This window comes from Micromonospora sp. NPDC049257, assembly GCF_040678915.1.
In the GTDB taxonomy this organism is placed as follows: Bacteria; Actinomycetota; Actinomycetes; order Mycobacteriales; family Micromonosporaceae; genus Micromonospora; species Micromonospora antibiotica.
Genome location: NZ_JBFAQU010000044.1, coordinates 1 through 25,667, shown reverse-complemented (window position 1 = coordinate 25,667; position 25,667 = coordinate 1). Strand labels below are relative to the sequence as shown.

The 25,667-nt window shown below is 74.3% G+C and carries 26 protein-coding genes and 1 pseudogene; 12 read left to right on the top strand and 15 right to left on the bottom strand.

From position 1 onward, the window contains the following. Positions 1-633: 633 nt before the first annotated feature. A pseudogene (locus tag AB0K25_RS31200) lies at positions 634-859 on the top strand (DUF4190 domain-containing protein). On the opposite strand, the gene AB0K25_RS31195 reads toward AB0K25_RS31200, so the two are convergent. Then, positions 860-1,696 carry an SDR family NAD(P)-dependent oxidoreductase gene (locus AB0K25_RS31195; RefSeq protein ID WP_208570417.1) on the bottom strand — a complete coding sequence of 279 codons (837 nt, stop codon included), beginning with the start codon at positions 1,694-1,696 and terminating at the stop codon, positions 860-862. Between the two features lie 184 nt (positions 1,697-1,880). Between AB0K25_RS31195 and AB0K25_RS31190 the strand changes: the two genes are divergently transcribed. The 3 genes from AB0K25_RS31190 (at position 1,881) to AB0K25_RS31180 (ending at position 3,964) form a co-directional block, all read left to right on the top strand. Continuing rightward, the gene (locus AB0K25_RS31190; protein ID WP_208570375.1) at positions 1,881-2,444 is read left to right on the top strand and encodes a DUF4190 domain-containing protein; all 564 of its coding nucleotides are present in this window, start codon (positions 1,881-1,883) and stop codon (positions 2,442-2,444) included. A 233-nt stretch (positions 2,445-2,677) separates the two neighbouring features. Next, a complete protein-coding gene (locus AB0K25_RS31185; protein ID WP_208570416.1) occupies positions 2,678-3,502 on the top strand; it encodes an SDR family NAD(P)-dependent oxidoreductase in 825 nt (274 codons plus the stop codon). A gap of 294 nt (positions 3,503-3,796) precedes the next feature. Continuing rightward, positions 3,797-3,964, top strand: a complete 168-nt coding sequence (locus tag AB0K25_RS31180) for a hypothetical protein (RefSeq protein ID WP_219466801.1) — start codon at positions 3,797-3,799, stop codon at positions 3,962-3,964. Between the two features lie 85 nt (positions 3,965-4,049). Here AB0K25_RS31180 and AB0K25_RS31175 read toward each other — a convergent pair whose 3' ends face one another. From AB0K25_RS31175 to AB0K25_RS31160, 4 genes are all read right to left on the bottom strand, one after another. Then, positions 4,050-6,293 carry an APC family permease gene (locus AB0K25_RS31175; RefSeq protein ID WP_363823942.1) on the bottom strand — a complete coding sequence of 748 codons (2,244 nt, stop codon included), beginning with the start codon at positions 6,291-6,293 and terminating at the stop codon, positions 4,050-4,052. 67 nt (positions 6,294-6,360) lie between these two features. Then, on the bottom strand, positions 6,361-7,320 hold the full coding sequence (locus AB0K25_RS31170; protein WP_219466796.1) for a DMT family transporter: 960 nt from the start codon (positions 7,318-7,320) through the stop codon (positions 6,361-6,363). Between the two features lie 53 nt (positions 7,321-7,373). Next, entirely contained in the window at positions 7,374-7,889 is a 516-nt protein-coding gene (locus AB0K25_RS31165; RefSeq protein ID WP_219466793.1) for a hypothetical protein, read from the bottom strand. 35 nt (positions 7,890-7,924) lie between these two features. Further along, entirely contained in the window at positions 7,925-8,794 is an 870-nt protein-coding gene (locus AB0K25_RS31160) for a PhzF family phenazine biosynthesis protein (RefSeq protein ID WP_357536132.1), read from the bottom strand. Between the two features lie 33 nt (positions 8,795-8,827). Here AB0K25_RS31160 and AB0K25_RS31155 point away from each other — a divergent pair, with 33 nt between their 5' ends. The 3 genes from AB0K25_RS31155 (at position 8,828) to AB0K25_RS31145 (ending at position 12,158) form a co-directional block, all read left to right on the top strand. After that, positions 8,828-10,144 carry a CBS domain-containing protein gene (locus AB0K25_RS31155; protein ID WP_357536130.1) on the top strand — a complete coding sequence of 439 codons (1,317 nt, stop codon included), beginning with the start codon at positions 8,828-8,830 and terminating at the stop codon, positions 10,142-10,144. Continuing rightward, on the top strand, positions 10,137-10,790 hold the full coding sequence (locus tag AB0K25_RS31150; RefSeq protein WP_357536128.1) for a DUF1003 domain-containing protein: 654 nt from the start codon (positions 10,137-10,139) through the stop codon (positions 10,788-10,790). The genes AB0K25_RS31155 and AB0K25_RS31150 overlap by 8 nt, the downstream gene beginning before the upstream one ends. A gap of 222 nt (positions 10,791-11,012) precedes the next feature. Beyond that, positions 11,013-12,158, top strand: a complete 1,146-nt coding sequence (locus tag AB0K25_RS31145; RefSeq protein WP_208570365.1) for an Mrp/NBP35 family ATP-binding protein — start codon at positions 11,013-11,015, stop codon at positions 12,156-12,158. Positions 12,159-12,264: 106 nt separating this feature from the next. Here the strand turns inward: AB0K25_RS31145 and AB0K25_RS31140 are convergent, their stop codons facing one another. Next, positions 12,265-12,696, bottom strand: a complete 432-nt coding sequence (locus AB0K25_RS31140; protein WP_219466789.1) for a preprotein translocase subunit TatB — start codon at positions 12,694-12,696, stop codon at positions 12,265-12,267. A gap of 73 nt (positions 12,697-12,769) precedes the next feature. Continuing rightward, the gene (locus AB0K25_RS31135) at positions 12,770-14,122 is read right to left on the bottom strand and encodes a trypsin-like peptidase domain-containing protein (RefSeq protein WP_219470637.1); all 1,353 of its coding nucleotides are present in this window, start codon (positions 14,120-14,122) and stop codon (positions 12,770-12,772) included. Positions 14,123-14,545: 423 nt separating this feature from the next. On the opposite strand from AB0K25_RS31135, the gene AB0K25_RS31130 reads away from it, so the two are divergent. After that, positions 14,546-15,154, top strand: coding sequence for an O-methyltransferase (locus tag AB0K25_RS31130; RefSeq protein ID WP_244253447.1), 609 nt, complete (start codon positions 14,546-14,548; stop codon positions 15,152-15,154). Positions 15,155-15,231: 77 nt separating this feature from the next. On the opposite strand, the gene AB0K25_RS31125 is transcribed toward AB0K25_RS31130, so the two are convergent. Together AB0K25_RS31125 and AB0K25_RS31120 are read right to left on the bottom strand one after the other, a co-directional pair. Then, positions 15,232-16,605 carry a leucyl aminopeptidase family protein gene (locus AB0K25_RS31125; protein ID WP_255598957.1) on the bottom strand — a complete coding sequence of 458 codons (1,374 nt, stop codon included), beginning with the start codon at positions 16,603-16,605 and terminating at the stop codon, positions 15,232-15,234. Positions 16,606-16,842: 237 nt separating this feature from the next. Continuing rightward, positions 16,843-17,010, bottom strand: coding sequence for a DUF3117 domain-containing protein (locus AB0K25_RS31120; RefSeq protein WP_007455245.1), 168 nt, complete (start codon positions 17,008-17,010; stop codon positions 16,843-16,845). Between the two features lie 191 nt (positions 17,011-17,201). Here AB0K25_RS31120 and AB0K25_RS31115 point away from each other — a divergent pair, with 191 nt between their 5' ends. Together AB0K25_RS31115 and AB0K25_RS31110 are read left to right on the top strand one after the other, a co-directional pair. Further along, positions 17,202-18,020 carry a PaaX family transcriptional regulator C-terminal domain-containing protein gene (locus AB0K25_RS31115; RefSeq protein ID WP_219466786.1) on the top strand — a complete coding sequence of 273 codons (819 nt, stop codon included), beginning with the start codon at positions 17,202-17,204 and terminating at the stop codon, positions 18,018-18,020. A 4-nt stretch (positions 18,021-18,024) separates the two neighbouring features. Next, complete coding sequence (locus AB0K25_RS31110; protein ID WP_208570362.1) at positions 18,025-18,816, top strand: enoyl-CoA hydratase-related protein; 792 nt, start codon at positions 18,025-18,027, stop codon at positions 18,814-18,816. A gap of 104 nt (positions 18,817-18,920) precedes the next feature. Here the strand turns inward: AB0K25_RS31110 and AB0K25_RS31105 are convergent, their stop codons facing one another. The 5 genes from AB0K25_RS31105 to AB0K25_RS31085 all read right to left on the bottom strand — a co-directional run bounded on the left by AB0K25_RS31105 (position 18,921) and on the right by AB0K25_RS31085 (position 22,122). Next, positions 18,921-19,673, bottom strand: a complete 753-nt coding sequence (locus AB0K25_RS31105; RefSeq protein ID WP_208570361.1) for an SDR family oxidoreductase — start codon at positions 19,671-19,673, stop codon at positions 18,921-18,923. Between the two features lie 65 nt (positions 19,674-19,738). Next, positions 19,739-20,323 carry a hypothetical protein gene (locus tag AB0K25_RS31100; protein ID WP_219466783.1) on the bottom strand — a complete coding sequence of 195 codons (585 nt, stop codon included), beginning with the start codon at positions 20,321-20,323 and terminating at the stop codon, positions 19,739-19,741. Continuing rightward, on the bottom strand, positions 20,320-20,916 hold the full coding sequence (locus tag AB0K25_RS31095) for a DNA-3-methyladenine glycosylase I (protein ID WP_219466782.1): 597 nt from the start codon (positions 20,914-20,916) through the stop codon (positions 20,320-20,322). Before AB0K25_RS31095 ends, AB0K25_RS31100 begins: the two co-directional genes overlap by 4 nt. A 79-nt stretch (positions 20,917-20,995) precedes the next feature. Further along, on the bottom strand, positions 20,996-21,514 hold the full coding sequence (locus tag AB0K25_RS31090) for an SRPBCC family protein (RefSeq protein ID WP_219466780.1): 519 nt from the start codon (positions 21,512-21,514) through the stop codon (positions 20,996-20,998). Further along, a complete protein-coding gene (locus AB0K25_RS31085) occupies positions 21,511-22,122 on the bottom strand; it encodes a DivIVA domain-containing protein (RefSeq protein ID WP_219466777.1) in 612 nt (203 codons plus the stop codon). Before AB0K25_RS31085 ends, AB0K25_RS31090 begins: the two co-directional genes overlap by 4 nt. A gap of 190 nt (positions 22,123-22,312) precedes the next feature. Here AB0K25_RS31085 and folP point away from each other — a divergent pair, with 190 nt between their 5' ends. Then, the gene (gene folP, locus AB0K25_RS31080) at positions 22,313-23,182 is read left to right on the top strand and encodes a dihydropteroate synthase (RefSeq protein ID WP_208570356.1); all 870 of its coding nucleotides are present in this window, start codon (positions 22,313-22,315) and stop codon (positions 23,180-23,182) included. Positions 23,183-23,343: 161 nt separating this feature from the next. On the opposite strand, the gene ndhC is transcribed toward folP, so the two are convergent. After that, positions 23,344-23,721 (bottom strand): NADH-quinone oxidoreductase subunit A, encoded by a 378-nt coding sequence (ndhC, locus tag AB0K25_RS31075; RefSeq protein WP_091254266.1) that lies wholly within the window; start codon positions 23,719-23,721, stop codon positions 23,344-23,346. Positions 23,722-23,875: 154 nt separating this feature from the next. Here ndhC and AB0K25_RS31070 point away from each other — a divergent pair, with 154 nt between their 5' ends. Next, positions 23,876-25,282, top strand: a complete 1,407-nt coding sequence (locus AB0K25_RS31070) for a hypothetical protein (protein ID WP_363823937.1) — start codon at positions 23,876-23,878, stop codon at positions 25,280-25,282. Positions 25,283-25,667: the final 385 nt, after the last annotated feature.

Genomic DNA, 25,667 nt, shown 5'->3' with positions numbered 1-25,667 from the left:
GGACTGCATGCGGGACGCTCCGGTCGGCCACCAGTGCCCGGAGTGCGTGAACGAGGGACGCCGCAGCGTACGGCCGCTGAGACCGACGCCGATCCGGAGCCGGACCCGCCGGCGACCCGTCCCGCCTACCGCCGGGCGACCCCGTCCCGCCAACCCCCGGGAAAAGGTGCACCGCTACCGGTAGCGTCCGCAGGAGAAAAGACCACTGACCTGCGGCGGAAGGCGGACACCGTGAGTACGCCACCGGGGGGACCGGAGCAGCCACCATCGCCGTACGAACCGCCCCGGCCCGACCCGTCGCCCTGGGCGCAGCCCACCGGACCGTCCCCGTCGGGCCACCCGGCCGAACCACCGCCGACCGGTGAGCCGGCCGAACCGCCGCAGTCCGCTCCGCCGACCCCACCGTCCTGGGGACAGCCATCGCCGGACGAGCCACCGCCGTGGGGGCAGCCACCGCAGGACGGGTCGCCGGACCGGACACCGCCGGCTCCCGCCGAACCACCCTGGGGGCAGCCGACGCCGGGCGAACAGCCCTGGGGACAGCAACAGTGGGGGCGACAGCCGTGGGAGCAGCCGGCGTACCCGCCGTCCGGGCAGTACGGGCGGCCCGGCGGTGAAACCAACGTGCTGGCGATCCTGTCCCTGGTCCTCGCCTTCGTCTTCGCCCCGGCCGGCATCGTCCTCGGCCACCTGGCCAAGCGGCAGATCCGCCGCACCGGCGAGGCTGGCGACCAGCTCGCCACCCTGGGGGCTGGTCCTGGGCTACGCGTTCACCGTGATCGGGGTGCTCGTCTGCTGCGGCTGGCTGGCCCTCGTCGTGTGGGCCGGCGCCAGCGGCAGCAGCGACACCGGGTACTGATCAGCGGAACTGCGCCTCCCGGACGCTGTTGCCGCCGTCGACCACCAACATCTGCCCGGTGATGTACGACGCCGCCGGCGAGCAGAGGAAACTGATCGCGGCGGCCACCTCGTCGGGGGTGCCGGGGCGGCCGACCGGGGTGCCCAACCCCTGCTTGATCTCCGCGATCGTGGACGCCGCCGTGTAGATCGTCCCCGGGGCCACCGCGTTCACCGTCACCCCGTCGGCGATCATCTCCATCGCCAGCGCCCGGGTCAGCCCGACCACCCCCGCCTTGGCCGCCGCGTACGCCGCCTCGGTGGGCAGCGCCTTGACCGGCCCGGCGGTCGCCGAGAGGTTGACGATCCGCCCCCAGCCCCGTTCGGCCATCCCGCCGATGAAGGCCCGGCTGCACAGGAACGCGGTGGTCAGGTTCCGGTCGATCTCGCCGCGCCACTCGTCATAGCTGAGCTGGGCCACCGGACGCAGCACCTCGGGGCTGGCCCGGCTGGCCAGGCCGGCGTTGTTGACCAGCACCTCGACGTCACCGAGCTGCTCGGCGACCGCGTCGGCCAGTGCACCGACCTCGGACTCGTCGGTCAGGTCGGCGACGAAGCCGGTCACGCCCAGTTCCCCGGCCCGGTCGTGGATGCGCCGGGTGGTGGAGACGATCGCCACCCGGGCACCCAGGTCGGCCAGTCGGCGGGCGGTCGCGTACCCGATGCCGTCCGCGCTGCCCGCGCCGGTGACCAGCGCGACCCGGCCGTCCAGCCGCATGGTCACCGGGTCGGCCACCGGCACCGGCTCGTCCTGGCCGGCGTCGCTGCCGCCGCCGACGGCGCGGGTGCGCCGGGCCAGGCCGGGACGGCTCACGTCCCGCCTCGGTCGGCTGCCGGATCGGTCGGCCCCACGTGCGTCGATAGCCATGCCGCGATCCTGCCCGCTCGGTGCGACGTGGGCAACGAGCCACCACGGGCGGACCCCACCGCTGTTGCACCCTGGCTACCCTGACGGCGCACCTACATGCGACGGAGAAGATCAGATGACCTACCCCCCGCCCTCGGACGGCTGGCAGGACCCGGCATGGTCGGGCCACCAGCCCGATCCGACACTGCCGGCCAGCGGCCCACCGGTTTCCGCCCAACCGATCGGCAAGGACCCGTACGCCCCGGCTGACCCGTACGCGGGTGCGCCGCTCATCCCCGGCCAGGCCGGCCCGGTCGACCCGTACGCTGCCGCAGCCGCCTACCCGCAACCGTCCGGTTACCCGCAGCCGGCCGGGTTCCCCGGCTACGGCGGCTACCAGCCCCCGCCCCCGCAGAGCGGCCTCGCCATCGCCTCGATGATCGTCTCGATCATCGGCGCGATCGGCCTGTGCGGTTACGGGCTCGGCGGCTACATCGGCATCATCGGCGCGATCCTCGGCCACGTGGCCCGCAAGCAGATCAGGGAGCGGGGCGAGGGCGGCGCCGGCTTCGCCACCGCCGGCATCGTCGTCGGCTGGATCTCCACCGTCATCGCGGTGCTGGCCACCATCGCCCTGGTGGTCTTCTTCGTCTGGCTGGCCAACCAGGAGTCGACGACCGGCTACGGCACCAGCTACTGAGCAGCGGGGCCGCCCCGGGACCCGGGGCGGCCCACCGGGTCACTGCCGCGATGGGGTGACGTGCGGGTGCGGGTCGACCCGGCCGGGACCGCCAGGGCGCGTCGGTGTTGGCGGACCCGCAGGAGCGGCGGCGTCGATGGCCCGCACGGCGCTGGACATGACAGGGACCCGACGGTCCCCGGGGCTTGGTGACCTCGCGGTAACCTCGTGCCGTGACCGGGGTGAACGGACCTGTGGAAGATCTCGCCGGGCGGCGGACCGTGGTGGTGACCGGGGCCAGCTCCGGCATCGGCCTGGCCGCCTCCGTGGCGCTGGCCCGGCGGGGCGACCGGGTGGTGCTGGTCGGCCGGGACCCGGCCCGCCTCCAGGCCGCCGGTGACCGGGTACGCGAGGCGTCCGGCGAGCGCCCCGAACTCTTCCGCGCCGACTTCGCCGTGCTGGACGACGTACGCGGGCTCGCCGAGCGGCTGCGGGCGGCGTACGACCGGATCGACGTGCTGGCCAACAACGCCGGGGCGATCGTGTTGGAGCCGCTCACCACGGTCGACGGGTTCGAGCTGTCGATCCAGGCCAACCACCTGGCCCCGTTCCTGTTGAGCAACCTGCTGATCGACCGGGTCGGCCGGCTGGTGGTGACCGCCTCCGGTGCGCACCGCAGCGGGACCCTCGACCCCGACGACCTCAACGCCGCGCTGCGCCGTTACCGGCCGATGCGCGCGTACGGCACCAGCAAGCAGGCCAACATCCTGTTCGCCGCCGAGGCGGCCCGACGCTGGCCCGACGTGCCGGCGTACTCGTTCCACCCGGGGGTGGTGCGGACCCGGTTCGGCGCGGACAGCAGGCTGGTCGCCCTCGGCATGCGGGTGATGCCGTTCCGCAGCCCGGAGAAGGGCGCAGAGACCCTGCTCTGGCTCGCCAACCAGCCCGCGTCCCGGCTGGTCGACGGGGGCTACTACGCCGACCGGCGACTGCGCCGCCCCTGGCCGAGAGCGGCCGACCCGGCCCTGGCCGCCCGCCTCTGGACCGCCAGCGCCACCGCCGTCGGCCTCGCCGCCTGACGGGGCCCCACACCAACTGCTGCGCCCCGGGACCGACGTGGCCGTCCCGAGATGCTCGGGGCGCCAGGGCGAAGGCGTCTACGTGAAGGCGGTGCCGGCAGACTGATCCCATCCGTCGAAACGAGCAGGCCCTGCGAGACACCCTGTTCTGTGGAGATCTCCTGCTGCTGGAGCGACAACAGATCTCCACGATCCTGATGTTCTCCTTGGCCCCGGCGACGCGTTGCTCGACGGTCCGCCGGGGCCCTGTTCGCGGCGTGCTCGGCAGGTGCCGGCGGTCGCTACAGTCGGGTCATGGCGCGTCACGTGCGGGTTGCGTATCCAGTGGCACTGCTGATCCTGGTCGTCGTCGGATTGATCGCGGATCTGCCGGTCTGGCAGGCGGCGCTCGTGGGGGCGGTCGCGATGACGCCGATCCTCCTGGTCGACCTCATCCTGACTCGCCCCAGCAGGAGCGCATGATCGGGCGTGGGCAGTAGGCGAGGACGCCGCCACCCGGCCGGCCAACGGTGGCGTGGGCGACCGCCCCGCGCCGCCGGGGTGGTCCTCACTCGACGACGTGGACCGGGACGGTGGTGACCACCACGCCGGGCAGCGCCCGCAGGGCCCGGCGCAGCCGTTGACCGGTGCGGTTGTGCAGCAGGCGGTGCCACGGCCGGCGCAGCAGCACCTCCGGCACCACCACGGTCAGCACCAGCTCCGGCGCGGCGACGTGCAACGCCGCCAGGTAGTGCGCCAACGGCCCGACCACCGCCCGGTAGGGCGAGACGATCGTCTCCAGCCGCACGTGGTCCCCCCAGGCCCGCCACTGCTCCCGGAACCGGTCCGCCTCGGCGTCCTCCGGAGCGAGGTGCACCGCCAGCGTCGGCCGGCCCAGCGACACCGCGTACGCCAGGGCACGCATCGAGGCCCGGTTGAGGCGTACCACCGGGACCACCACCAGGTGCCGCAGCTCCTGCGGCAGCTCCTCGCCCTCGACGGACCTGCCCGCCGGAGGCCGGGGCGGCCCGACCCCGTGCCCCGTCCCGGAGGGCGGCGGGCCCCCTCCCGCCACCGGCTGCGGCCCCGCCCCAGGCTCCGCAGCTGCCGGCGGGGCTCGCAGGGCCAGGGCGGTGTGCAGGTCGCGGTAGTGCCGGTGGATCCGGCGGAAGAGCAGCACCAGCAGCGGTACGGCGACGACCACCACCCAGGCGCCCTCGGTGAACTTCGCCACCGCCGCGGTCAGCAGCACCAGGCCGGACAGGACCGCGCCCACCCCGTTGACCAGCGCCCGACGCCGCCAGCCGGCGTCCCGGTGCCGCCGCCAGTGCACCACCATGCCGCTCTGCGACAGGGTGAAGGCGAGGAACACCCCCACCGCGTACAGCGGGATCAGTTTCTCGGTGTGCCCGCCGAACGCGACGAACACCACGATCGCCGTCCCGGACAACGCCACCAGGCCGTTGCCGAACGCCAGCCGGTCGCCCAGGTGCAGGAAGCGGCGCGGCGCGTGACCGGCGCGGGCCATGAAGAACAGCAGCCGGGGAAAGTCGTTGAACGCGGTGTTCGCCGCCAGCAGCAGGATCAGCGCGGTGGTCGCCTGGACGACGGCGTACCAGGGGCCGGTCGGGAAGGTGACCCGGGCGAGCTGGGACAGCAGCGTCTCACCGGGGCGGGGCACCAGACCGGCCAGGTGGATCAGCAGGGTCAGCCCGGCGAAGAGGACCACCAGCATCGCCACCATCCAGCCCAGCGTGGTCCGCGCGTTGCGCCACTCCGTCGGGCGGAACGCCGGGACCGCGTTGGAGACCGCCTCGATGCCGGTCATCGACACCGCCCCGGAGGCGAACGCCCGCAGCACCAGCAGCAGGCCCAGACCCTCTGCCGCCGGCACGACCGGCGGGGCCACCGGTGTGAACCCCCGGCCGGCCGCCCGCAGGTAGCCGACCACCAGCAACCCCAGCACGGCGACCACGAAGGCGTACGTGGGCAGGACGAAGATGTTGCCGGCGGTGCGTACCCCGCGCAGGTTGCCGGCGAGCAGCAGCAGGATCACCAGCACCCCGAGCGGCACGGTGAACGGCGTCAGCCCCGGCAGCGCCGAGGTGACCGCGTGCAGGCCGGCGGCGATCGACACCGACACGGTCAGCACGTAGTCCAGCATCAGCCCGGCGGCGGCGGTCAACCCCGCCCCGACCCCCAGGTTGTCCCCCGCCACCAGGTACGACCCGGCCCCGTGCGGGTACGCCGGGATGGTCTGCCGGTAGGAGATCCCGACGGCCACCATCAACAGCACCAGCCCGGCCGACAGGGGCAGCGCCAGGCCCAGCGCCCCGCTGCCGGCCAGCACCAGCACGGTCAGCAGCGCCTCCGGCCCGTACGCCACCGAGCTGAGCAGGTCGGAGGAGAGCACCGGCAGGGCCACCAGTTTGCGCATCCGCTCGTGCAGCACGGCAGCGCTGGCCAACGGTGGGCCGAGCACCACCCGCCGGACCCGGCCCAGCCGTCGGCCGAGGTGGGAGTCGGGGCGGTTCGCCGGTTCGGCGGCGATCAACCCGTCCCGCCCGTCCCGGCCACCCGGTTCCGGCTCGAACAGCGCGATCGGGGCCAGTCGGCTGAACCGGCCCGGGGCGGGACGGTTCCGGTAGCGGTCCAGCGTCGGGTCGACCGGCAGGGCGGGCCGGCTTCCGGTCCGCCAGTGCGCGCCGACCCGGCGCAGGGTGTCCATCTCGGCGGGGTCGAGCGGCGGGAACTCGGCCGACGGGGTGACCACGGTGTCGCTGCGGTCGTCGTCCACGTTGCGCCCCGACATCGCCCCACCTCCCCCCCGCACTCTCACGCGTGCCGGGGTCCCCTGCCCGTGGTTTGGGCGGAATCGCTCAGGAGGGCGGGGCGGCGTCGGCGGGGACCGCCGGCGGGGCGGGGCGACGGCCGGCGCGGGCCCCGCCGAGCACCACCACGGCCACCCCGGCGAGCAGCAGCGCCAACCCGGGCAGGGCGAACGGGCGCGGCAGCTGCCCCAGCCAGGCCCAGGCGATCAGTGCCGCACCGGGCGCCTCCAGCAGGATCAACACGCTGATCGTGGTCGCCGACACCCGGCGCAGCGCGTGGTTGAACATCGAGTGGCCGAGCAGTTGGGCCCCCACCACCAGCCCGGCGATCGCCAGCCAGGTGCTGGTGCCGTAGCCGTGCAGCCGTACCCCGCCGGCCAGGCAGACGACCAGCAGGATCACCGCGCACACCCCGTAGCAGATGGTGGTGTAGGTGGCGGTGCTGATGGTGGCGCGGGCCCGTTCGCCGAAGGCGGTGTAGACGGCGGCGAACATCCCGCCGACCACCGCGAGCAGGTCACCGGCGAAGGCCCGGCCGGAGACGCCGACGTCCGCGCCGGTCGCCAGCACCGCGCCGGTCACCGCCAGCCCGATACCGACCCAGACGGCGTACGGCAGCCGCCGACCCTGCCAGCGGGCGATCAGCCCCTGCCAGACCGGCTGGGTGGCGCCCAGGGCGGTGGCCGCCGCGACCGAGGTGAGCTGGGCGCTCGGCATCCAGGTGGCGAAGTGCGCGGCCAACGCCACCCCGGACAGCACGCAGTACCAGCCCTCCCGACGGCCCGCCCCGACGGTCAGGGTGCGCAGCTCGGCCCGCCGGCGGACCAGCGTGAACGGGACGAGCACGGCGGCCGAGAGCAGGTTCCGCCACGCTGCGACGGCCAGCGCGGGAGCCGCCGCGAAGGCGATCAGCGGGGCCGACGACGAGACCGAGGCGACGGCGATCGCGAGCACACCGACGGTCAGCGGATCGACAGGTGGGCGCGGGTGCGGGGCAGCGGAGGACACGGTGCGTCATCCTCACACGGGCGGCGTCGCGGGTGTGGACGCCGGGCGGTGGGTCAGCGGCGGCGGACCCGGTGCAGGCGGAACGGCTTGCGGGTGGCCCGGACCACGGCCGCGCCGCGCGGCTCGGCGGCGAGGGAGGCGTCCGGCAGGGCCGGCCCGGCGTCCGGCGGGCCGTCCGGGGCGAGGCGGGTCAGCGCGCAGCCGTCGGCCGCCCAGCGGGCCACCAGGTCGGCGGTCGGGCCGGAGGCGTTCAGCCGCTTCGCCGCCACCAGCGGTGCCGACGTCTCCCACTCCGGGGTGCCCGGGGCTAGCCGGGTCACCCGGGCCGGCCAGGTCACGATGCGTCCGCCGTGGTCACCGCGCAGGGTCACCCGGGCGGCGTCGGCGTCGGCCAGGCCCGGCGCGGTCTGCTCCCCCGGCCCGCTGACCACGAACAACGCCCCCTCCAGGGGTACGCACCACAGTGCGGTCGCCGGCCCGTCCGCGACGCCCACCCATGCCACCGCGGCCTTCTTCATCGCCTCGTCGACCAGTGGCGTCGACCGGGAGGCAGCCACCTCGTCCGTCACACCCGCATCCTCTCGCAGCTCCCACCCGACCGCGGTCAGCCCACGAACGGTGGGACGACGATCTCACCCCGGGCCACCGGCATCACCTGGCCGGCCACGGTCGTCCCGACCGCCATCCCGCCCTCGGCGGTCACCGTGCAGGTCAACGCGGACGGGCGGCCGATCTCCGCGCCCTGCCGGACGGCGTACCCGCTGCGCCCCTCCCCGGGGAGCAGACCGCTGGCGACCAGCCACACCCCCAACCCCAGGGCGGCCGAGCCGGTGGCCGGGTCCTCCGGGATGCCGAGGCCGGGCACGAATACCCGGGCGTGTGCGGTTTGCGTGTCGGCGTCCCAGGAGAAGACGCTGACGTGTTCGACTCCGTACCGCTGGGCCGCCGCCGCGTTGACCCGGGCGCGGGCCACCGCGTCCGGACGCACCGGGAGGTAGGGGAACTCCAGCCCGCAGCCGGCCACCCGGGGGGCCGGGCCGGTGTGGTCGTCGGCGGTGAGCCCGGCCATCTCCAGCAGCGGCTCGGGATCGAGTTCCGGTCCGAGGGTGGGGGTGCCGCCGGTCAGGGTGGCTCCCGTCGCGGTCACCTCGAGGGGGAGCACCCCGGCGTGGCACTCCTGACTGACCGACCCGACCCCGAACAGCCCCCGGCGACCGGCGGTGACCGCCGCGCCCACGCTGGGGTGCCCGGCGAACGGCAGCTCCTCGGTCGGGGTGAAGATCCGGGCCCGGTAGGTGGCGCCCACCTGGGTCGGCGGCAGCACGAACACCGTCTCCGACAGGTTGAACTCCATCGCCAGCGCCTGCATCTGCTCGGTGGCCAGCGCTTCGGCGCCGAACACCACGGCCAGGGGGTTGCCGGCGAACGGGCGGTCGGTGAAGACGTCCACGATCTCGTAGGCCAGGGTCGACATGGTGATAAACACTAGGCGCTTAGGCTGGTGGCCGTGAGTACGCCGAACCGGGTCTACATCGCTCGACTCGCCGGAGTCGCCGTCTTCGACCCGAACGGCGACCAGGTGGGGCGGGTTCGCGACGCGGTCGCCCGGATCCGGCCGACCCAGCGCCCGCCCGAGGTGGTGGGGCTGGTGGCCGAGATGCCGATGCGCCGCCGGATCTTCCTGTCCATCAACCGGATCACCTCCATCGACCCCGACGCGGTCGTCCTCGGCAGCGGCACCCTCAACCTGCGCCGCTTCTCCAAACGCCCCAACGAGCTGCTCGTCCTCCAGGAGCTGCTGGACCGGCGGGTGCAGCTCGACCCGGGCGGCCAGCCCGGCGCGGTGGTGGACGTGGCGATGGAGCGCAGCCGGGGCGGCGAATGGGCGCTGTCCCGGGTCGCCGTCCGCGAGCAGACCAGCCGGTTGACCCGCCGTGGCCACCTGCACCAGGTCGACTGGGACCGGGTACGCGGGCTGAGCGGCATCGCCGACAACCGGGGCACCGCCAATCTGCTGGCGGTGCTGGAGGACATGCGCCCCGCCGACCTGGCCAACGCGCTCCAGGACCTGCCCGACGCCCGGCGCAACGAGGTCGCGGCGGCCCTCGACGACGAACGCCTCGCCGACGTGCTCGGCGAGCTGCCCGAACGCGACCAGGTGGAGATCCTCGCCGCACTGGATCGGGAGCGGGCCGCCGACGTGCTGGAGGAGATGGACCCGGACGACGCCGCCGACCTGCTCAACGAGCTGCCCCCGCCCGAACAGGACGTGCTGCTCGACCTGATGGAACCGGACGAGGCCGACCCGGTCCGCCAACTGCTCAAGTACACCTCCGGTACGGCGGGCAGCGTGATGACCTCGGAGCCGGTGATCCTGCCGCCGGACGCCACGGTCGCCGAGGCACTGGCCCGGATCAGGGAGGAGCAGCTCTCCCCGGCGATCGCCGCGCAGGTCTTCGTGACCCGCGCCCCGATGACCACCCCGACGGGCCGTTACCTGGGCATCGTGCACTTCCAGCGGTTGCTGCGCGAGCCCCCGGCCGACCTGCTCGGCGGGATCGTGATCAACGACATCGACCCGCTGCGCCCGACCACCCCGTTGCCGGAGATAACCCGCCGGATGGCCACCTACGACCTGGTGGCGATGCCCGTGGTCGACCGGAACAACCGGCTGGTCGGCGCGGTCACCGTCGACGACGTGCTGGACCACTCGCTGCCCCGGGACTGGCGGGACCGCGACGCCGTGACCACCCCGTCCGACGACGACGACGCGGGGTCCTCCGCCGCGGTGGCCGGGCCGACGGGCGGTGGCACCGATGGCTGACCAACGACGGGCCGAACGGCTGGACCAGCCGCGCGAGCCCCGGGGCGTCCAGCTGCCCCGGTTCGACCCGGAGGCGTTCGGGCGCTGGTCGGAGGGGATCGCCCGGGGGATGGGTACGGCGAACTTCATCGTCTACATGACGGTGGTGATCGCCCTGTGGTTCGGCTGGAACACCCTGGCCCCGGCGGACCTGCGCTTCGACCCGTACACCTTCACGTTCCTGACCCTGGTGTTGTCGTTGCAGGCGTCCTACGCGGCCCCGTTGATCCTGCTCGCGCAGAACCGGCAGACGGACCGGGACCGGGTGGCGCTGGAGGAGGACCGCCGCCGGGCGACCATGCAGAAGGCGGACACCGAGTACCTGGCCCGGGAGGTCGCCGCGCTGCGGATCGCCCTGGGCGAGGTGGCCACCCGGGATTTCCTCCGTTCCGAGCTGGTCCGGTTGGCCGAGGAGCTGGACGCGGCGGCGCAGCGCCGGCAGAAGCGGGAGTTGCGGCAGCTGGACCGGCCTACCGCACGCCCCGGAGGTGGTGAGGGACGATCCGGGGGTGAGGGACGCTCCGGGGGTGGTGAGCCGCCGCTCGACGAGCCCCGGGACGATCTCGACGGCGACTACGTGCGCGACGGCCACCGCCCGGAGAGCTGAGCCCGCGACGCCGGACCGGCACGGGTGGGCTGGCGGCGGCCCGACCGGGGGTCGACCCCGCGTCGGTGACCCGCTTGTCGCGGGCCGGAGCGCCAGCGGGCCCCGTACCTGATCGTCCAGGTTTGTCCGTGGAGCGGGGCGGGCCGGACCGACCGATCGATTCGCTCACACCCGGCCCCGCTGCCGGCGGTCGTCCCGCCCGGCCGACGTAGCATTGCCCGCATGTCAGCTCCCGTCAGCACCCTCTCCGACGCGATCCAGGCCGCGCTGGCCACCGTCAACGACCCGGAGATCCGCCGGCCCATCACCGACCTCGGCATGGTCCGCTCCGCCGAGATCGGCGAGGACGGCGTGGTCCGGGTCGGGCTGCTGCTCACCGTGGCCGGCTGTCCGCTGAAGGACAAGCTGCGCGGGGACATCACCGCCGCCGTCGGCGCGGTGCCCGGGGTGACCGGCGTCGAGATCGACTTCGGGGTGATGAGCCCGGAGCAGCGGCAGGAGTTGCAGGGCAAGCTGCGCGGCGGCAGCACCGACGAGGCGGTGATCCCGTTCGCCCAGCCCGGCTCCCGCACCCGGGTCTACGCGGTGGCCAGCGGCAAGGGCGGCGTGGGCAAGTCCAGCGTCACGGTCAACCTGGCCGCCGCGCTGGCCGCCCGGGGCCTGTCCGTCGGTGTGGTCGACGCCGACATCTACGGCCACTCGGTGCCCCGGATGCTCGGCGCGGACGGCAAGCCCACCCGGGTGGAAGACATGATCATGCCGCCGCAGGCGAACGGCGTGAAGGTCATCTCGATCGGCATGTTCACCCCGGGCAACGCGGCCGTGGTATGGCGCGGCCCGATGCTGCACCGGGCGTTGCAGCAGTTCCTCGGTGACGTCTACTGGGGTGAGCTGGACGTCCTGCTGCTCGACCTGCCCCCGGGCACCGGCGACATCGCCATCTCGGTCGCCCAGCTGCTGCCGAACGCCGAGATCCTGGTGGTGACCACCCCGCAGGCCGCAGCCGCCGAGGTCGCCGAGCGGGCCGGCGCGATCTCCCTGCAGACCCACCAGCGGATCGTCGGTGTCATCGAGAACATGTCCTGGCTGGAGCTGCCGGACGGTTCCCGGATGGAGGTCTTCGGCGCCGGTGGCGGCCAGGAGGTGGCCGAGTCGCTGACCCGGACGATCGGCGCGCAGGTGCCGCTGCTGGGGCAGATCCCGATGGACACCCGGGTCCGTGAGGGCGGCGACGCCGGCATCCCGATCGTGCTGTCCGCACCGGACGCGCCCGCCGCGAAGGCGCTGCGCCAGGTCGCCGACCGGCTGGCGGTACGTCGCGAGTCGCTGCTCGGCAAGCCGCTGGGTCTCACCCCCGCCGGCCGCTGACCACACCCGCCCCGGCGGGCAGGGGTGGTCCACTCATGTGAGCCGATGTTGCGGTGTCCCCGGCCGGGGACACCGCAACCGGCCCGGCACCGAGTGGATCAGACCGTCAGGTGGCGTCGTCGTAGCTGGGGCGGGGGGCCGGCGCGGGAGCAGGAACGGCGGCGGTGCTCGTCGCGGTGCTCCGCCGGACGGCGGCGCGCGGGTCGACCCGGTCGGCGATGTCCTTGAGTTCCTCGTGCACCCCGGTGACATCCGCCCGCAGATTGTCGTAGACACCCTGGAGGGGCTTGCGGATCGCCTGCTCGTCCTCCTCGCTGAGGAGGTGCTTGCGGATGAACGCCTTCGGGTGCAGATCCTCCAGCTGGATGTCGGTGCCCAGCTCACGGCTCAGGTCACCGGTCGCGTTGCGGGCCATGTTGCGCAGGTTGCGCACCATCCGCAGGCCGTCGCTGATGACGTTGGGCAACCGGTCCCCGAAGATCAGCAACGCCAGGAGCAGCAGTACGCCGATCTCCCACCAGTTCAGGTTGTCGAGCACCGCGGGGCCTCCTCGTCGCGTCGTACCAAGACTACGCACGTCAGGCCCCGCTTCGGGAGGGGGTGACCGGCCCTCACTTGGCATCCGCGGCAAGCGTCACCGAGGCGTTCTGCCGGGTCGAACCACGCCGGTACTCCACCGTCACCACCGACCCCGGGGCGAACTTGCGGACCAGGGCGATCAGGTCGGTCGGCTCGTTCATCGGCCGCCCGTTGAGCCGCAGGACGACATCGCCCGTCTGCAGGCCCGCCGCCGCCGCCGGGCCGGCCGGTTCCACGGCCGCCAGGCGCACGCCGGTGCCGGCCCGGGTGGCGGTCCCGGTGCCGGCGACCTGGGCCCCGATCACGGTACGCCGGGCCTTGCCGGTGCCGATGATGTCCTGGGTGATCCGCTTCGCCTGGTTGATCGGGATGGCGAAGGCGAGCCCGATGTTCCCCGCCTCCTGCCCCTCCGCGACCAGCGACCTGATCGTCGAGTTCACCCCGATCACCCGGCCGGCCGAGTCGACCAGCGGGCCACCCGAGTTGCCGTGGTTGACGGCCGCGTCGGTCTGGATCGCGGCGTAGTAGCGGACCGGCCCGCCGGGCTCCCCCGCCTGCATGGTGCGGTCCAGGGCGCTGATGATGCCGGCGGTCACCGTGTTCGCCAGCGACAGGGGCGAGCCGATGGCCAGCACCGGGTCCCCCACCGCGAGCGACTCGGAGTCACCGAACTCGATCGGCCGCAGGCCCTTGCGGTTCACCTTGATCACCGCGATGTCCGACTCCGGGTCCTGACCCACCACCGTCGCCGGGGAGCTGCTGCCGTCGTTGAAGGTCACCGACGCCCGGCCGGTGCCGTCGGCGACCACGTGGTCGTTGGTGACCACGTAACCGTCGGCGCTGACGATGAACCCGGACCCCTCGCTGGTGCCGCCCAGGCTGGCCACCCGGATGGTCACCACGCTGGGCAGGACCCGACCGGCGACCCCGGCCAGCGAGTCCGGGCGACGCTGGGCCAGAGCCGGACCCTCGCCCGGAGCCCCCAGGGTGACCCCACCGCCGACCCCGCCGCGCACCGCGAAGGCATAACCGAGGGCACCGCCCAGGGTGCCGGCGAGCAACGCGACGATCAACGGGACGATCAGCAGTTGGCGCAGCTTCGGCCGGCCCGGCGCATCCGGGTCGGTGACCGGTTCCGGGGCCGCCCCGGGGGCCGGCACGCTCGGCAGCACGACCGCCGACGGGGCGTACGGGTCCCGCCACGGGTCGGCGAGCGCGTCGGACCACCACGGCGACGCCGACCCGCCGTGGCCGCCGGACGACGGCGGACCGCCGTACGGCGTCGTCGGGCCCGTCTGCGGCGGACCGGGGGGCGGCCCCGCCGACCCCGGAGTCCCGCCGGGCGCTCGCCAGTCCCAGCCGTCGGTCACGTCGGTGCCTCCCAGTCCGTCCCCCGGTGCCCCGGGCCACGACCGGGGGTGGCGGTCACGGCGCAGGGGGCACCGCATCCAGGATTGCACGGATGCGCCGGACGCAGTCAGCTGTTGCCCGGCCGCGACCGCCCGCCGCCGACCTTCCCCCGGGCCGCCACTGGCCTTCCCCGGGCCGCCGCCGACCTTCCCCGGGCAGCCACTGACCTTCCGGCACCCAGCACGGGCAAGCCGGCGGCCACGGGCAACTCCCGCCCCGGGCGGAGCCGTCCACGGCGGCTTCCGCCCCGCCGGAACCGCCAGGGGTGGACTCGCGGCTGCGCGGAAAGTACCTCGCCTCTAGGCTCATACCGCCCACCCGCCCCTCGCACCATCGCCACCGCCCGGAGGTGTCCCATCGCCACGGTCGCCAGTTCCGGCAGCCCGACGGCGCAGTCGTTGCAGTTCGCCGAGTCGTACGTCGGCGAGGACATCGTGCTGGCCACCGCCCGTAGCCTCGCCCGGGAGGTCGGCCTCGACGCGGTCACCCCCGGGGCCGGGGCGGCACTGCGCCTGCTCGCCGCCGCCGGCAACGCCCGCGCGGTGGTGGAGATCGGCACCGGCACCGGGGTCAGCGGGGTGTGGCTGCTGCGCGGGATGCGCGCCGACGGGGTGCTCACCACCATCGACGTCGAGATCGAGCACCAGCGGATCGCCCGGCGGATCCTCGTCGAGGCGGGTTTCCCGTCCGGCCGCACCCGGATCATCACCGGGCGGGCGTTGGACGTGCTGCCCCGGCTCGCCGACGGCGCGTACGACCTGGTCTTCGTGGACGGTGAGGCGACCGGCTCCGCCGCGTACGTCGACGCCGCCCTGCGGCTGCTGCGCCCCGGTGGGGTGCTCGCCCTCAACGGCGGCTTCGCCAGCGGCCGGATCGGCGACCCGGCCGCCCGGGACGCCGAGACGGTGACCATGCGGGAGACGGTCAAGGCGATCCGGGAGGCCGAGCAGTGGATCCCGGCCCTGCTCCCGGTCGGCCACGGCCTGCTGGCCGCGGTCAAGTGCTGACCGGCGACCGGGCGCCGACCGGCGACCGGGCGCCGACCGCGTCGGGACGCGGGGCGGGCACCCGGCCCGGCGGCCGCTCAGTCCAGCGTCGCCAGCCAGCGCAGCAGGCCCCGGACACCCCAGCCGGTCGCGCCCCGGGTCAGCTCCGCGTCGTCGCCGTCGGCCCAGGACGGCGCGGACATGTCGACGTGTAGCCAACGGTCCCGCAGTTCACCGGTGAACTCGCGCAGGTAGAGCGCGGCCATCACCGAGCCGGCACCCCGGTCCGGGGAGCTGTGCCGGTCGGCCAGGTCACTGCCCAGGTGTTCGAGGTAGTCGGCGGGCAGCGGCATCCGCCAGGCCGCCTCACCGGCGTCGGCCACGGCTGCCAGCACGGCGGCGGCCAGCTCGTCGTTTTCGCTGTAGAGCGCGCCGGTCCGCTTGCCCAACGCCACCGCGTTGGCCCCGGTCAGGGTGGCCAGGTCGATCAGCAGGTCGGGGCGGAGTTCCCGGGCCGCGTAGCCGAGCGCGTCGGCGAGCACCAGCCGGCCCTCCGCGTCGGAGTTGGTGCTCTCGCTGGTCGTGCCGTCGTAGTGCCGGATGATGTCGCCGGGGCGGAACGCGGCCCCGCTGACCATGTTCTCGGCCAACGGGGTCAGGGCGGTGACCCGCACGGGCAGCCGCAGCGCCGCCGCGCCGAGGGTGGCCGCGACGACCGCCGCCGCACCGGCCATGTCCTTGCGCATCAGCTTCATCGCCGGCACCGGCTTGATCGAGATGCCGCCGGTGTCGAAGGTGATCCCCTTGCCGACCAGCACGACATGCAGCCGGGCGTCGGCCGGCCGCCAGTCCAGCTCGACCAGGCGGGGGCCGCTGGCCGAGCCGGCACCGACGGCGACGATGCCGCCGAAGCCCTCGTCCGCCAGCTCCTGCGGCCCGCGTACCCGCAGGTGCAGGTCGGGTTGGTCGGCGGCGGCGTCGGCCACCTGGGCGGCGAACCACTCCGGGTTCTTCACCGCGGAGGGGGTGTTGGTGAGATCCCGGGCGAGCCGGGTCATCGCGGCGGTGGTCCGGGCCGTCTCGACCGCCCCGGTGTACGCGTCCGGCGCGGCGGTCAGCAGGGTCACCCCGGCCAGTGCGGGCGTCGGCCCCGCCTCGGTCAGCCGGAACCGGTACGAGGCGAGCAGCAGCCCTTCGACGAGGGCCCGGACCACCCCGGCCGGCACGTCGACAGGCAGCGCCAACGTGACATGTGTCTCATCTACGGCGGCCCGGGCCAGGGCGGCGCCCGCCGTCCGCCAGGCCCGTTCCCCGCCGTCACCCACGCCGAGCAGCAGCAGCCGGACCGGGGTACGGCCGGGACGCAGCTGGGTCAGTGTCTCGCCGGCCCGGCCGGTCAACCGGGTCACCGGCAGCAGTGCCTCCGCCTCGCCCCGCACCTCGTCGGCGGGTGGTGGTGCGGTGGCGACCAGCGACGGCGCGGCGTCGTCCGGTGCGGTGGCGGCGCGGACGGGCAGGACGAGGACGTCCGGCCCGTCGGTGGTGACGGCGAGACTGATGGCGAGCACGCTGGACCGTACCTCCGGGAAAATTCGTGGTGCGGGACCTCGACGACCCGCGTGGGACAGACGAAGTCCCTGAGTCACCGGTAGTGCCGGTGACTCAGGGACCAGGACCTTCCGCGCGGCACCGCACGGAGTGTCGGCCGATCAGCCGGCAGCCGCCTTCAGCGCGTCACCGAGCGCGTTGGCCTCGTCGGGAGTCATCTCGACGACGAGCCGGCCACCGCCCTCCAGCGGGACCCGCATGACGATGCCCCGACCCTCCTTGGTGACTTCCAGCGGACCGTCGCCCGTCCGCGGCTTCATCGCCGCCATGTTGTCTCCCCTCAGACCTGAACATCAGGGTCGGTGTACTGCCCCACAGCCACTTCGTGCTGACCACCCGCAAGGTACGCGGGGGCGTCGACCACGATTTTCCCTGATGAACACCGCCGGACCCAAACCGGAGCGGCATTGATGTAACAGCACCTAGCTTATCTTGAGAAGGCCTGTCACAATGTGCGGTCATGCAGGCACGGTCGGCACTCTTCGACCTCTACGGCGACCATCTCCGCACGAGAGGTGGGCGCGCACCGGTCGCCGCCCTGGTGAAGTTGCTGGCCCCGCTCGGCGTCGCTCCCCCGGCCGTGCGGACCGCCGTGTCCCGGATGGTCCGCCAGGGCTGGCTGGAGCCCCTGCGGCTCGCCTCCGGCCCGGGTTACTCGATCACACCGAAGGCGGTCCGTCGGCTCGACGAGGCCGCCGCCCGAATCTACCGGACCGGCCGGATCACCTGGGACGGGCGGTTCGACCTGCTCGTCCTGGCGACCCCGACCGCCCGCCGGGACCGGCAGCGGCTCGCCGCCAACCTCAGCTTCCTCGGCTACGGCACCCTCGACGAGCACACCTGGGTGGCGACCCGGGCCAGCGAGGACGTCGACGTGTTGCTGGAGGAGGCCGGGGTGCGCTACGAGCGGTTCACCGCCGCCCACGCCGCCGGCACCCCCGGCGCGATGGGAGTGGTCCGCCGAGCCTGGGACCTCCGCGAGATCGGGCACGCCTACGAACGGTTCGTCGCCGAACAGCGCGCCCAACTGGCCGGGGTGACCGTGCGCAGCGGCGACGAGGAGGCGTACGCGGCCCGGTTCCGGCTGGTGCACGCGTGGCGTACCTTCCTGTTCCAGGACCCTCAACTCCCTCCGGCACTGCTCCCCGAACGCTGGCCCGGCACCGCCGCCGCCAGCTTCTTCGACCGGCACGCCGCCCGGCTCCGGCCGGCCGCCGACCGGTACGTCGAGCAGTGCCTCGACGCCGGCAACCGGGTCCCCCGACAGAAGGGCCGTTAGAGACGTGACCGAGCCGCTGCTCGTCGACCGCACCGATGGCGTGGTCACCCTGACCATGAACCGCCCCACCGCGATGAACGCGCTCGACGTGGCGCTCAAGGAGGCCCTGCGGGACGCCCTGGCCGCGTTGGAGACCGACCGGTCCTGCCGGGCCGTGGTGCTGGCCGGGGCGGGCGGTTCGTTCAGCGCCGGGCAGGACCTGCGCGAGCACGTCCAGGTCCTGGAGTCGCCGGGCCGCGACCCGCTGGACACCGTCCGGGCGCACTACAACCCGATCGCCGCCCGGCTGGCCAACCTGCCCAAACCGGTGGTCGCCGCGGTCCGGGGCATGGCCGCCGGGGCGGGCGCCTCGCTGGCGTTCCTGGCCGACTTCCGCATCGGCGGGCCGAAGACGAAGTTCCTGATGGCGTTCGCCGGGGTGGGCCTCGCCGCCGACACCGGGGCGTCCTGGACGCTGCCCCGGCTGGTCGGCCACGCCAAGGCCGTCGAGCTGCTGATGCTCGCCGAGCCGGTGGACGCCGCCGAGGCGACCCGGCTGGGTCTGCTCACCCGGCTGGTCGACGACGACGAGCAGGTGCTGCCCACCGCACACGAGCTGGCCGCCCGGCTCGCCGCCGGCCCGACCGTCGCGTACGGGGCGATCAAGCGGCAGCTGTCCATCGCCGACGCCGGCACCCTCGCCGACGCCCTCTCCGCCGAGGCGCAGGCCCAGTCGATCTGCGGGGCCACCGCCGACCACCGGGCCGCCACCACCGCCTTCGTCAACAAGCAGAAGCCCGTCTTCCAGGGCAACTGAGCGTCGGACCGGCACGGTGTCCCGGGCCGGGTGGACCGACCCGGGACACCGTGCCGGCCACGCCGTGGCGGTGACGCGGATCCCGGACGACATCCGGTCGGCCGTCATCGGGCCACGTAACCGCCGTCGATGGGGACGGTGTGGCCGGTGATCCAGGTGGCGTCGTCGGAGCAGAGGAAGAGCACCACACCGGCCACGTCGTCCGGGGTGGGAATGCCCGGCTTCGGGTTGAACGACTCCATCCGGGCCCGCATCTGCGCCGGGTCGGGGGCGCTGTCGATGAAGTGCTGCACCAGCGGAGTCATCACCACCGTGGGAGCGACCGCGTTGACCCGGATGTTGCGGGCCGCGTACTCCACCGCCGCCGACCGGGTCAGCCCCACGATGCCGGCCTTGGTGAAGGTGTACGGGGAGATGTTCTCCTGCGCCGCCAGGCCGGTCGTGGACGAGGTGTTGACGATCGCACCCCCACCACCCCGCAGCATCGCCTCGATGCCGTACTTGAGCACGTGGAACACGCCGTCACCGTTGATCCGCCGGACCTTCTGCCAGTTGTCCACGTCCATCTCGTGCAGGGGCTGCTGCCGGCCGTCGATGCCGGCGTTGTTGAAGATGACGTCGAGCCGGCCGTAACGCCGCACCGTGTCGGCGATGCCCTGTTCCACCGCGTCGGCGTCACCGGTGTCGACGGTCACCGCGAGCGCGTCGGGCAGCTCGGCGGCCACCCGCTGGGCACCCTCGGCGTTGATGTCGGCGATCACCAGCCGGGCCCCCTCGGCGGCGAACCGACGGGCGGTGGCCTCCCCGAGCCCCGAGGCACCACCGGTGACGAACGCGACCTTGTCCTGGAACCGCATCGGCTCTCCCTCACCCCGCCGACCGGCTGCCGGCACCCGAGCGCCCATACCCGGTCGGCGGGTGGCTAGTCGTCCTCCTCCGGGTCCTGGTTGGCCTCGACGCCCAGCACGAACGCCTGCATGGCCAACTCGTCGCCGCTGGGCGAGACGAACGCGGGCAGCTCCGCCGGGCCCAACTCCCGCACGTACGACCAGAAGAGCCGGACCGCCTCGGCCGGCGACTCGGCCTCGATCGGCAGGTCGAGGCTGACCAGCCAGGTCCGGCGGGGCGGCGGCGGGCCGAGCCGGTCGGCCAGCTCACGGTAGGTGCCCGGGGCGAGCGGGGTGACCGGCCCGGCGACGCTCACCTGCCCGGTCGGCACCGGCGCGTCGAACGACCGCCGGGTGTAGGTCACCAGCAGCGTCTCCCCGTCGAGGCGGGCCACCCGGCCCAGCGCCACCAGCCGGGACGGCTCGTCGGCCAGCACCGCCACCGGGTCGCCGGGGCGGGGGGCGGGCACACCGGGCGGGACGGTCAGCTCCAGGGTGTCATGGTGGACGAGGCGTTCGGCGTCGTACCGCCCGGCCGGGAGCAGCACCGCCCAGGCGTCGCCGCCCGGCCCGCCGTCGACGTCGGTCGGGCCGGTGCTGCGGTGGTCGGTCACGGTCATGGAGCCATCCCATCACGGGAGGAGACGGTGCCGGCGTGGCAGCCCGCGAGATGGTCGTCGACCATGCCGGTGGCCTGCATCAGCGCGTACGCCGTGGTGGGGCCGACGAAGCGGAAGCCCCGCTTCTTGAGCGCCTTGGCCAGCGCGACGGACTCCGGGGTGGTCGCCGGCACCTCGGCGAACGACCCGGGCCGGGTCGGCCGGGGTGCCGGCGCATGGGACCAGAGCAGCGCGGAGAGCCCCTCGGGCAGGGCCAGTGCGGCGCGGGCGTTGACGATCGCCGATTCGATCTTGGCACGGTTGCGGACGATGCCCGCGTCGGCGAGCAGCCGGGTCACGTCCGCGTCGCCGAAGGTGGCGACCCGCTCGATCCGGAAGTCGGCGAAGGCGAGCCGGAACGCGGGGCGTTTGCGCAGGATCGTCAGCCAGGACAGCCCGGACTGGAACGCCTCCAGGGTGAGTCGCTCGTAGAGGGCGTCGTCGCCCCGCACCGGCCGACCCCACTCGGTGTCGTGGTAGAACGCGTAGTCCGGGGTGCTCGCCCCCCAGGCGCAGCGGGGCAGGCCGTCGGGGCCGGTCACCAGGTCAGTCACCCGTCACACGCTAGGCCAGGGGCCTGACACCCGGCATCGGGGCCGGGTGACGCGACCCGGCCGGCCGCGCTGCGGGGCGTCAGGGCGTGGGCGGGCGGGGCAGGCGGCCGGCCTCGACCAGGCGGGCGAAACGCTTCAGCGCCAGCGTCAGGCTGGCCTTGGAACCGGGCCAGAGCAACGGCCAGGCGACCCGCCCGGCCGACCCGCCGGGCAGGTGGAACCACTCGTGCCAGACCACCTGCGTACGGTCGTCGGCCAGCGGGGTGCACCGCAGCACGCCGGGGCCACGCAGCAGCCTGCCGCAGTGCACCACACCCACCTCGTACGGGGCGTCGACCCGGACCACCCGCATCTCGTCGCGTAGCACGGCCGGGCCGAGCGCGGTGACCGCCTCGACGAGGCTGCCCTCCCCGCCGTCGCCCTCGACCACCCGCACCCGGGTCAACGGGATCCAGTCGGACTGCCCCTCCCAGTCGGTCAGCGCGGCGAAGACCCGCGCGGCGGGAGCGTTGACGATCACCGTGGCGGTGAACTCGCCCGCGCCGGGCTGGGCGGCCTCGTCGGCCACCCCACCACCGGCCGGGCCGGGTCCGGTCACACCGGCTCCGACCGGACCACCGCACCGCCGGGGCGGTCCGCGGCGGCACCCTCGGCCCGGTCGGTCCCGGGCTTGTCGGTATCGGGCTTGTCGGTCCCGGGCTGGTCGGTGTCGGTGCGGTCGCCGGTCGCCCCGGCCCCGGAGGTCGTCGGCGCGGGGACCGGGTCCGCAGGCCCGACCTCGACGGTCGGGCCGTCCTCCGGGCCGGGTGCCTCGGCGGCGGGCGTCGCCGGGGGGCCGTCGGGCGGGGTGCCCACGGCCTCCTCCCGGGTACGGCGCAGCACGTCGGCGTCGTCGGTACGGCCCTCCCGCAGCGCGGTGATCTCGGCCTCCAACACCCCGATCAGCTCGGTCTTGTAACCGATGTCGTAGCCGGCCCGGCGCATCGCCTGGTCGACCTGGTCCATCCGGTAGCCGCGCAGGGCGGTGTCGAAGCGCAGCGCGCCGACGTCCGACTCCCGCAGGGGCCGGCCGCCGGGCAGCGGGACGGCTCTGCCGTCGGGTTCGGCGGGGGCGAGCCCGTCCCGACCCGAGATCAGCACCGTCACGCCGAACACGACCGCCGCCACGGTCAACGCGACGACCAGAATGAGCAGAGTCTGACCCATGAGGAGATCGTGGCACGGCGACACCCTCCGGAGCGACCCCAACCACCATCATCGTCACCGATCTTCTGGCGCTACCCGGCCCGCAGCGGTGCGGGTAGCGGGTGCCGAACCGGCCCGAGGGCGGGGGCGGGCGACCGGCTAGCGTCGGCATCGGCCGGGTCGTCCGGCCGGTGACCTGCGGGAGGCTGAATTGTCCGGGGCGCTGCGGCTCGGGGGGCGGACCTTCGCCCCGGGTGAGCCGGTGGTGATGGCGATCGTCAATCGAACGCCGGATTCCTTCTTCGACCGGGGTGCCACCTTCGCGCAGGACAGCGCCCTGCGCGCGGTGCAGCGGGCGGTCACCGAGGGCGCGGAGATCATCGACATCGGCGGGGTGAAGGCCGGGCCGGGCGACGAGGTCGACGTGGCCGAGGAGATCCGCCGGACGGTGGACACCATCGCCGCCGTGCGGGCCGCGTTCCCCGAGGTGGTCATCTCGATCGACACCTGGCGGGCCGAGGTGGCGGTCGAGGCGGTGGCGGCCGGCGCGGACCTGCTCAACGACACCTGGTCCGGGGCCGATCCGGCGCTCGCCCGGGTGGCCGCCGAGACCGGTGTCGGCCTGGTCTGCTCGCACGCCGGCGGGTTGGCCCCGCGGACCCGGCCGCACCGGGCCGCCTTCACCGACGTGGTCGCCGACGTGGTCACGACGGTGACCGGGCTCGCCGAACGCGCGGTGTCCCTGGGGGTACGCCCCGACGGCATCCTGATCGACCCGGCGCACGACTTCGGCAAGAACACCAGGCACTCGTTGGAGATCACCCGGCGGTTGGGCGAGCTGTCCGACACCGGCTGGCCGCTGCTGGTGGCGTTGTCGAACAAGGACTTCATCGGCGAGACCCTCGACCTGCCGGTGGCGCAACGGTTGGAGGGCACCCTGGCGGCGACGGCGGTGTCGGCCTGGCTCGGCGCCCGGGTGTTCCGCGCCCATCAGGTGCTGCCCACCCGGCGGGTGCTCGACATGGTGGCCTCGATCCGGGGCGACCGGCCGCCCGCCGTCACCCGCCGTGGCCTGGCCTGAGCGCCCGCGACGTCGCCGTGGTCGGGCCGTGGTCGGGCCGTGGTCGGGCCGTGGTCGGGCCGTGGTCGGGCCGTGGTCGGGCCGGCTCTGGCCGCCGCCCCGCCCCTGCTGACTCCCGCCCCCGCTGACCCCCGCCTCCGCCGGCCGGGCGGCGGGGGCGGTCAGGTCCAGTGCAGGATGCGCTTGCGCCAGGCGTAGAGGATGCCGAGCGCCACCACGGCGACGAAGACACCCATCTCGGCGACCGTCACCGCACCGAAGCCGGGCCGGTCGAAGACCATCGCCCAGGGGAAGAGGAAGACCGCCTCCACGGCGAAGAGCACGTAAAGGTACGCGTACACGTAGTAGCGGATCTGCATCTGCGCCCAGTCGCCACCGACCGGGTCGAGGCCGCACTCGTAGCCGGCCCGCTTACCGGCCGGGTCGGCCGGGCGGGCGGGACGTAACACCCGGTTGGCGGAGAACGCCGTAACGAAGAAGAGGACGGCAGCGAGCAGCAGCAGCCCGAGCGTCGCGTACGAGCCCAGGTAACCGGTCACGGTGGCTGAGCCTACCGGGCGTCGGGCCGGCCGGGACGACGCGAGCGGCTCCGGGACCCGTCACCGATTATTTTCCGCCGGTACTAGTGCCCCGCCGCAACTGTTACCGAATAATGAACTCTCACCCAGGGTCACGGAGGTCAGATTGTCCCGCGTGGACGCGCGTACCGTTCGGCGGTCCCTCGCCCGGCGTACCCCCGCCCTGGTCGGAGCGGTGTTGGCGGCGGGGCTGGCGGTCGCCCTCGGGGTTACACCGGGCCTGGCGGCGCCCCCCACCGTGACGCGGGTGGCCGTCGACCCGACCGACGACTGGCTCCCCGGCGGTGACCCGACGGACGACCCGACGCCCCCGGTCGAGCCGTCGGCGACCGGACCGGCCACGACCAGCGCGCCGCCGACGCTGCCGCCGGGCCCGACTCCGACCGGCGCACCCGAGCCGACCGGCACGACGTCGGCGCCGGTGCCGACGGCCGCCGGCACGCCGAGCACCACTCCCACCCCGAGGCCGCCGCTGCCCACCCGGTCCGCGCGACCCTCCGGGCCGAACCCCGCCCAGCCGGGTGGCGGTCGGGTCGGGGTCCAGGTCACCACCGGGGACATCACCCTCGACGACCGGTACTGGAGTGCCCGGAGCACGGTCGCCACCCTGCAGGTGACGGTCACCAACACCGGCGTCGTGCCGGAACGGCTGCGGCTGGCCTACACGCTGCCGGCCGGGCTCACCGACGCCGGGACGCCGGGTTGCGCGGCGGCCGGTGACGGCGGCTGGCAGTGCGGCGAGTGGACCACCGCGCCCGGCGACCGGTTCAGCAGCCTGATCCAGGTCCGGGTCAGCGGCACCGCCTGGCGGCAGATGCCCCTCAGCGGCACGGTACGGGTCACCGCGACCGGGCCGGACGCCGGTGACACCACGCAGGACCACGAGGGCTTCGCGGTCCTCTTCCCACCCGGCCCGCCGGTGCCCGGGATACTGCTGGACGCCGAGGAGGTGGTCTTCGACATCGGCGGCGGCCCCACCGCGCTCGCGGCCCACCTGGGCAACACCGGCAGGGTGGACGCCGCCGGACGGGTCGACGTGCTGTTGCCGGCCGGGGTCAGCGTGCTGAGCCCGCCGGCCGGCTGTGCGTCGATGTCGCCGACGCGGACCCGCTGCGACCTGGACGTCGTGCCGGCGGGGCAGACCCGGACGCTCCGGTTCACGGTCGCCGCCACCCCGGACGCCCAGCGCGACGCCCCCCTGGCCGGGGCGGTGATCGGCTGGCTGGACCCGGAGCAGGGACCGACCCGGCAGGTCCAGATGAGCTTCCGGATCACCGCCGCCGCCGCGCTGGCCACCTCGCCGGTGGGTGCTCCCGCGCCGACCGGTTCGCAGGGGTTGATCGCGGCGCAGGGCGGGTCGGTGGACGTCAGCGCGATGTCCTCCGCCCAGCGGACCGCGCTCGGGCTGATCGTGGCCTCCGTCCTGCTGGTGGCGCTGGCGCTCGGGCTGGCCACCGGCTCGCTACGACGGTGGACGGCCGGGCGGGCGACGGAGCCGTCGGCGACGGAGCGCTCCGGCTGACCGGCGGGGCGCCACGAGTGGGGCGGTGATCTCAATTACGGCGGCCATCGCAAATCACCGCATAGTCTCCCAGATGTCCTCGACCAGTTTCCCAGGTGTCGGACCTCCACCAAGGAGACCCTAAGCCCGGGACGTAGGCTCGGAGCGAGAGACGACAGCGGGCCGGGGCCCGCCCACGGGCGGACCGCGCAGCGGCGCATCAGGGAGGTCGCGTGGCCGGGCAAGGCGGGGTCACCATCATGTGCAGCCGCGCGCGCGGCGGGGCCGAGCGAAGCGAGGTGCAGGCGTGACCAAGCAGATCCGTCAGTTGGACCGGGTGGTGATCCGGTTTGCGGGTGACTCGGGTGATGGGATGCAGTTGACGGGGGACAGGTTCACCTCGGAG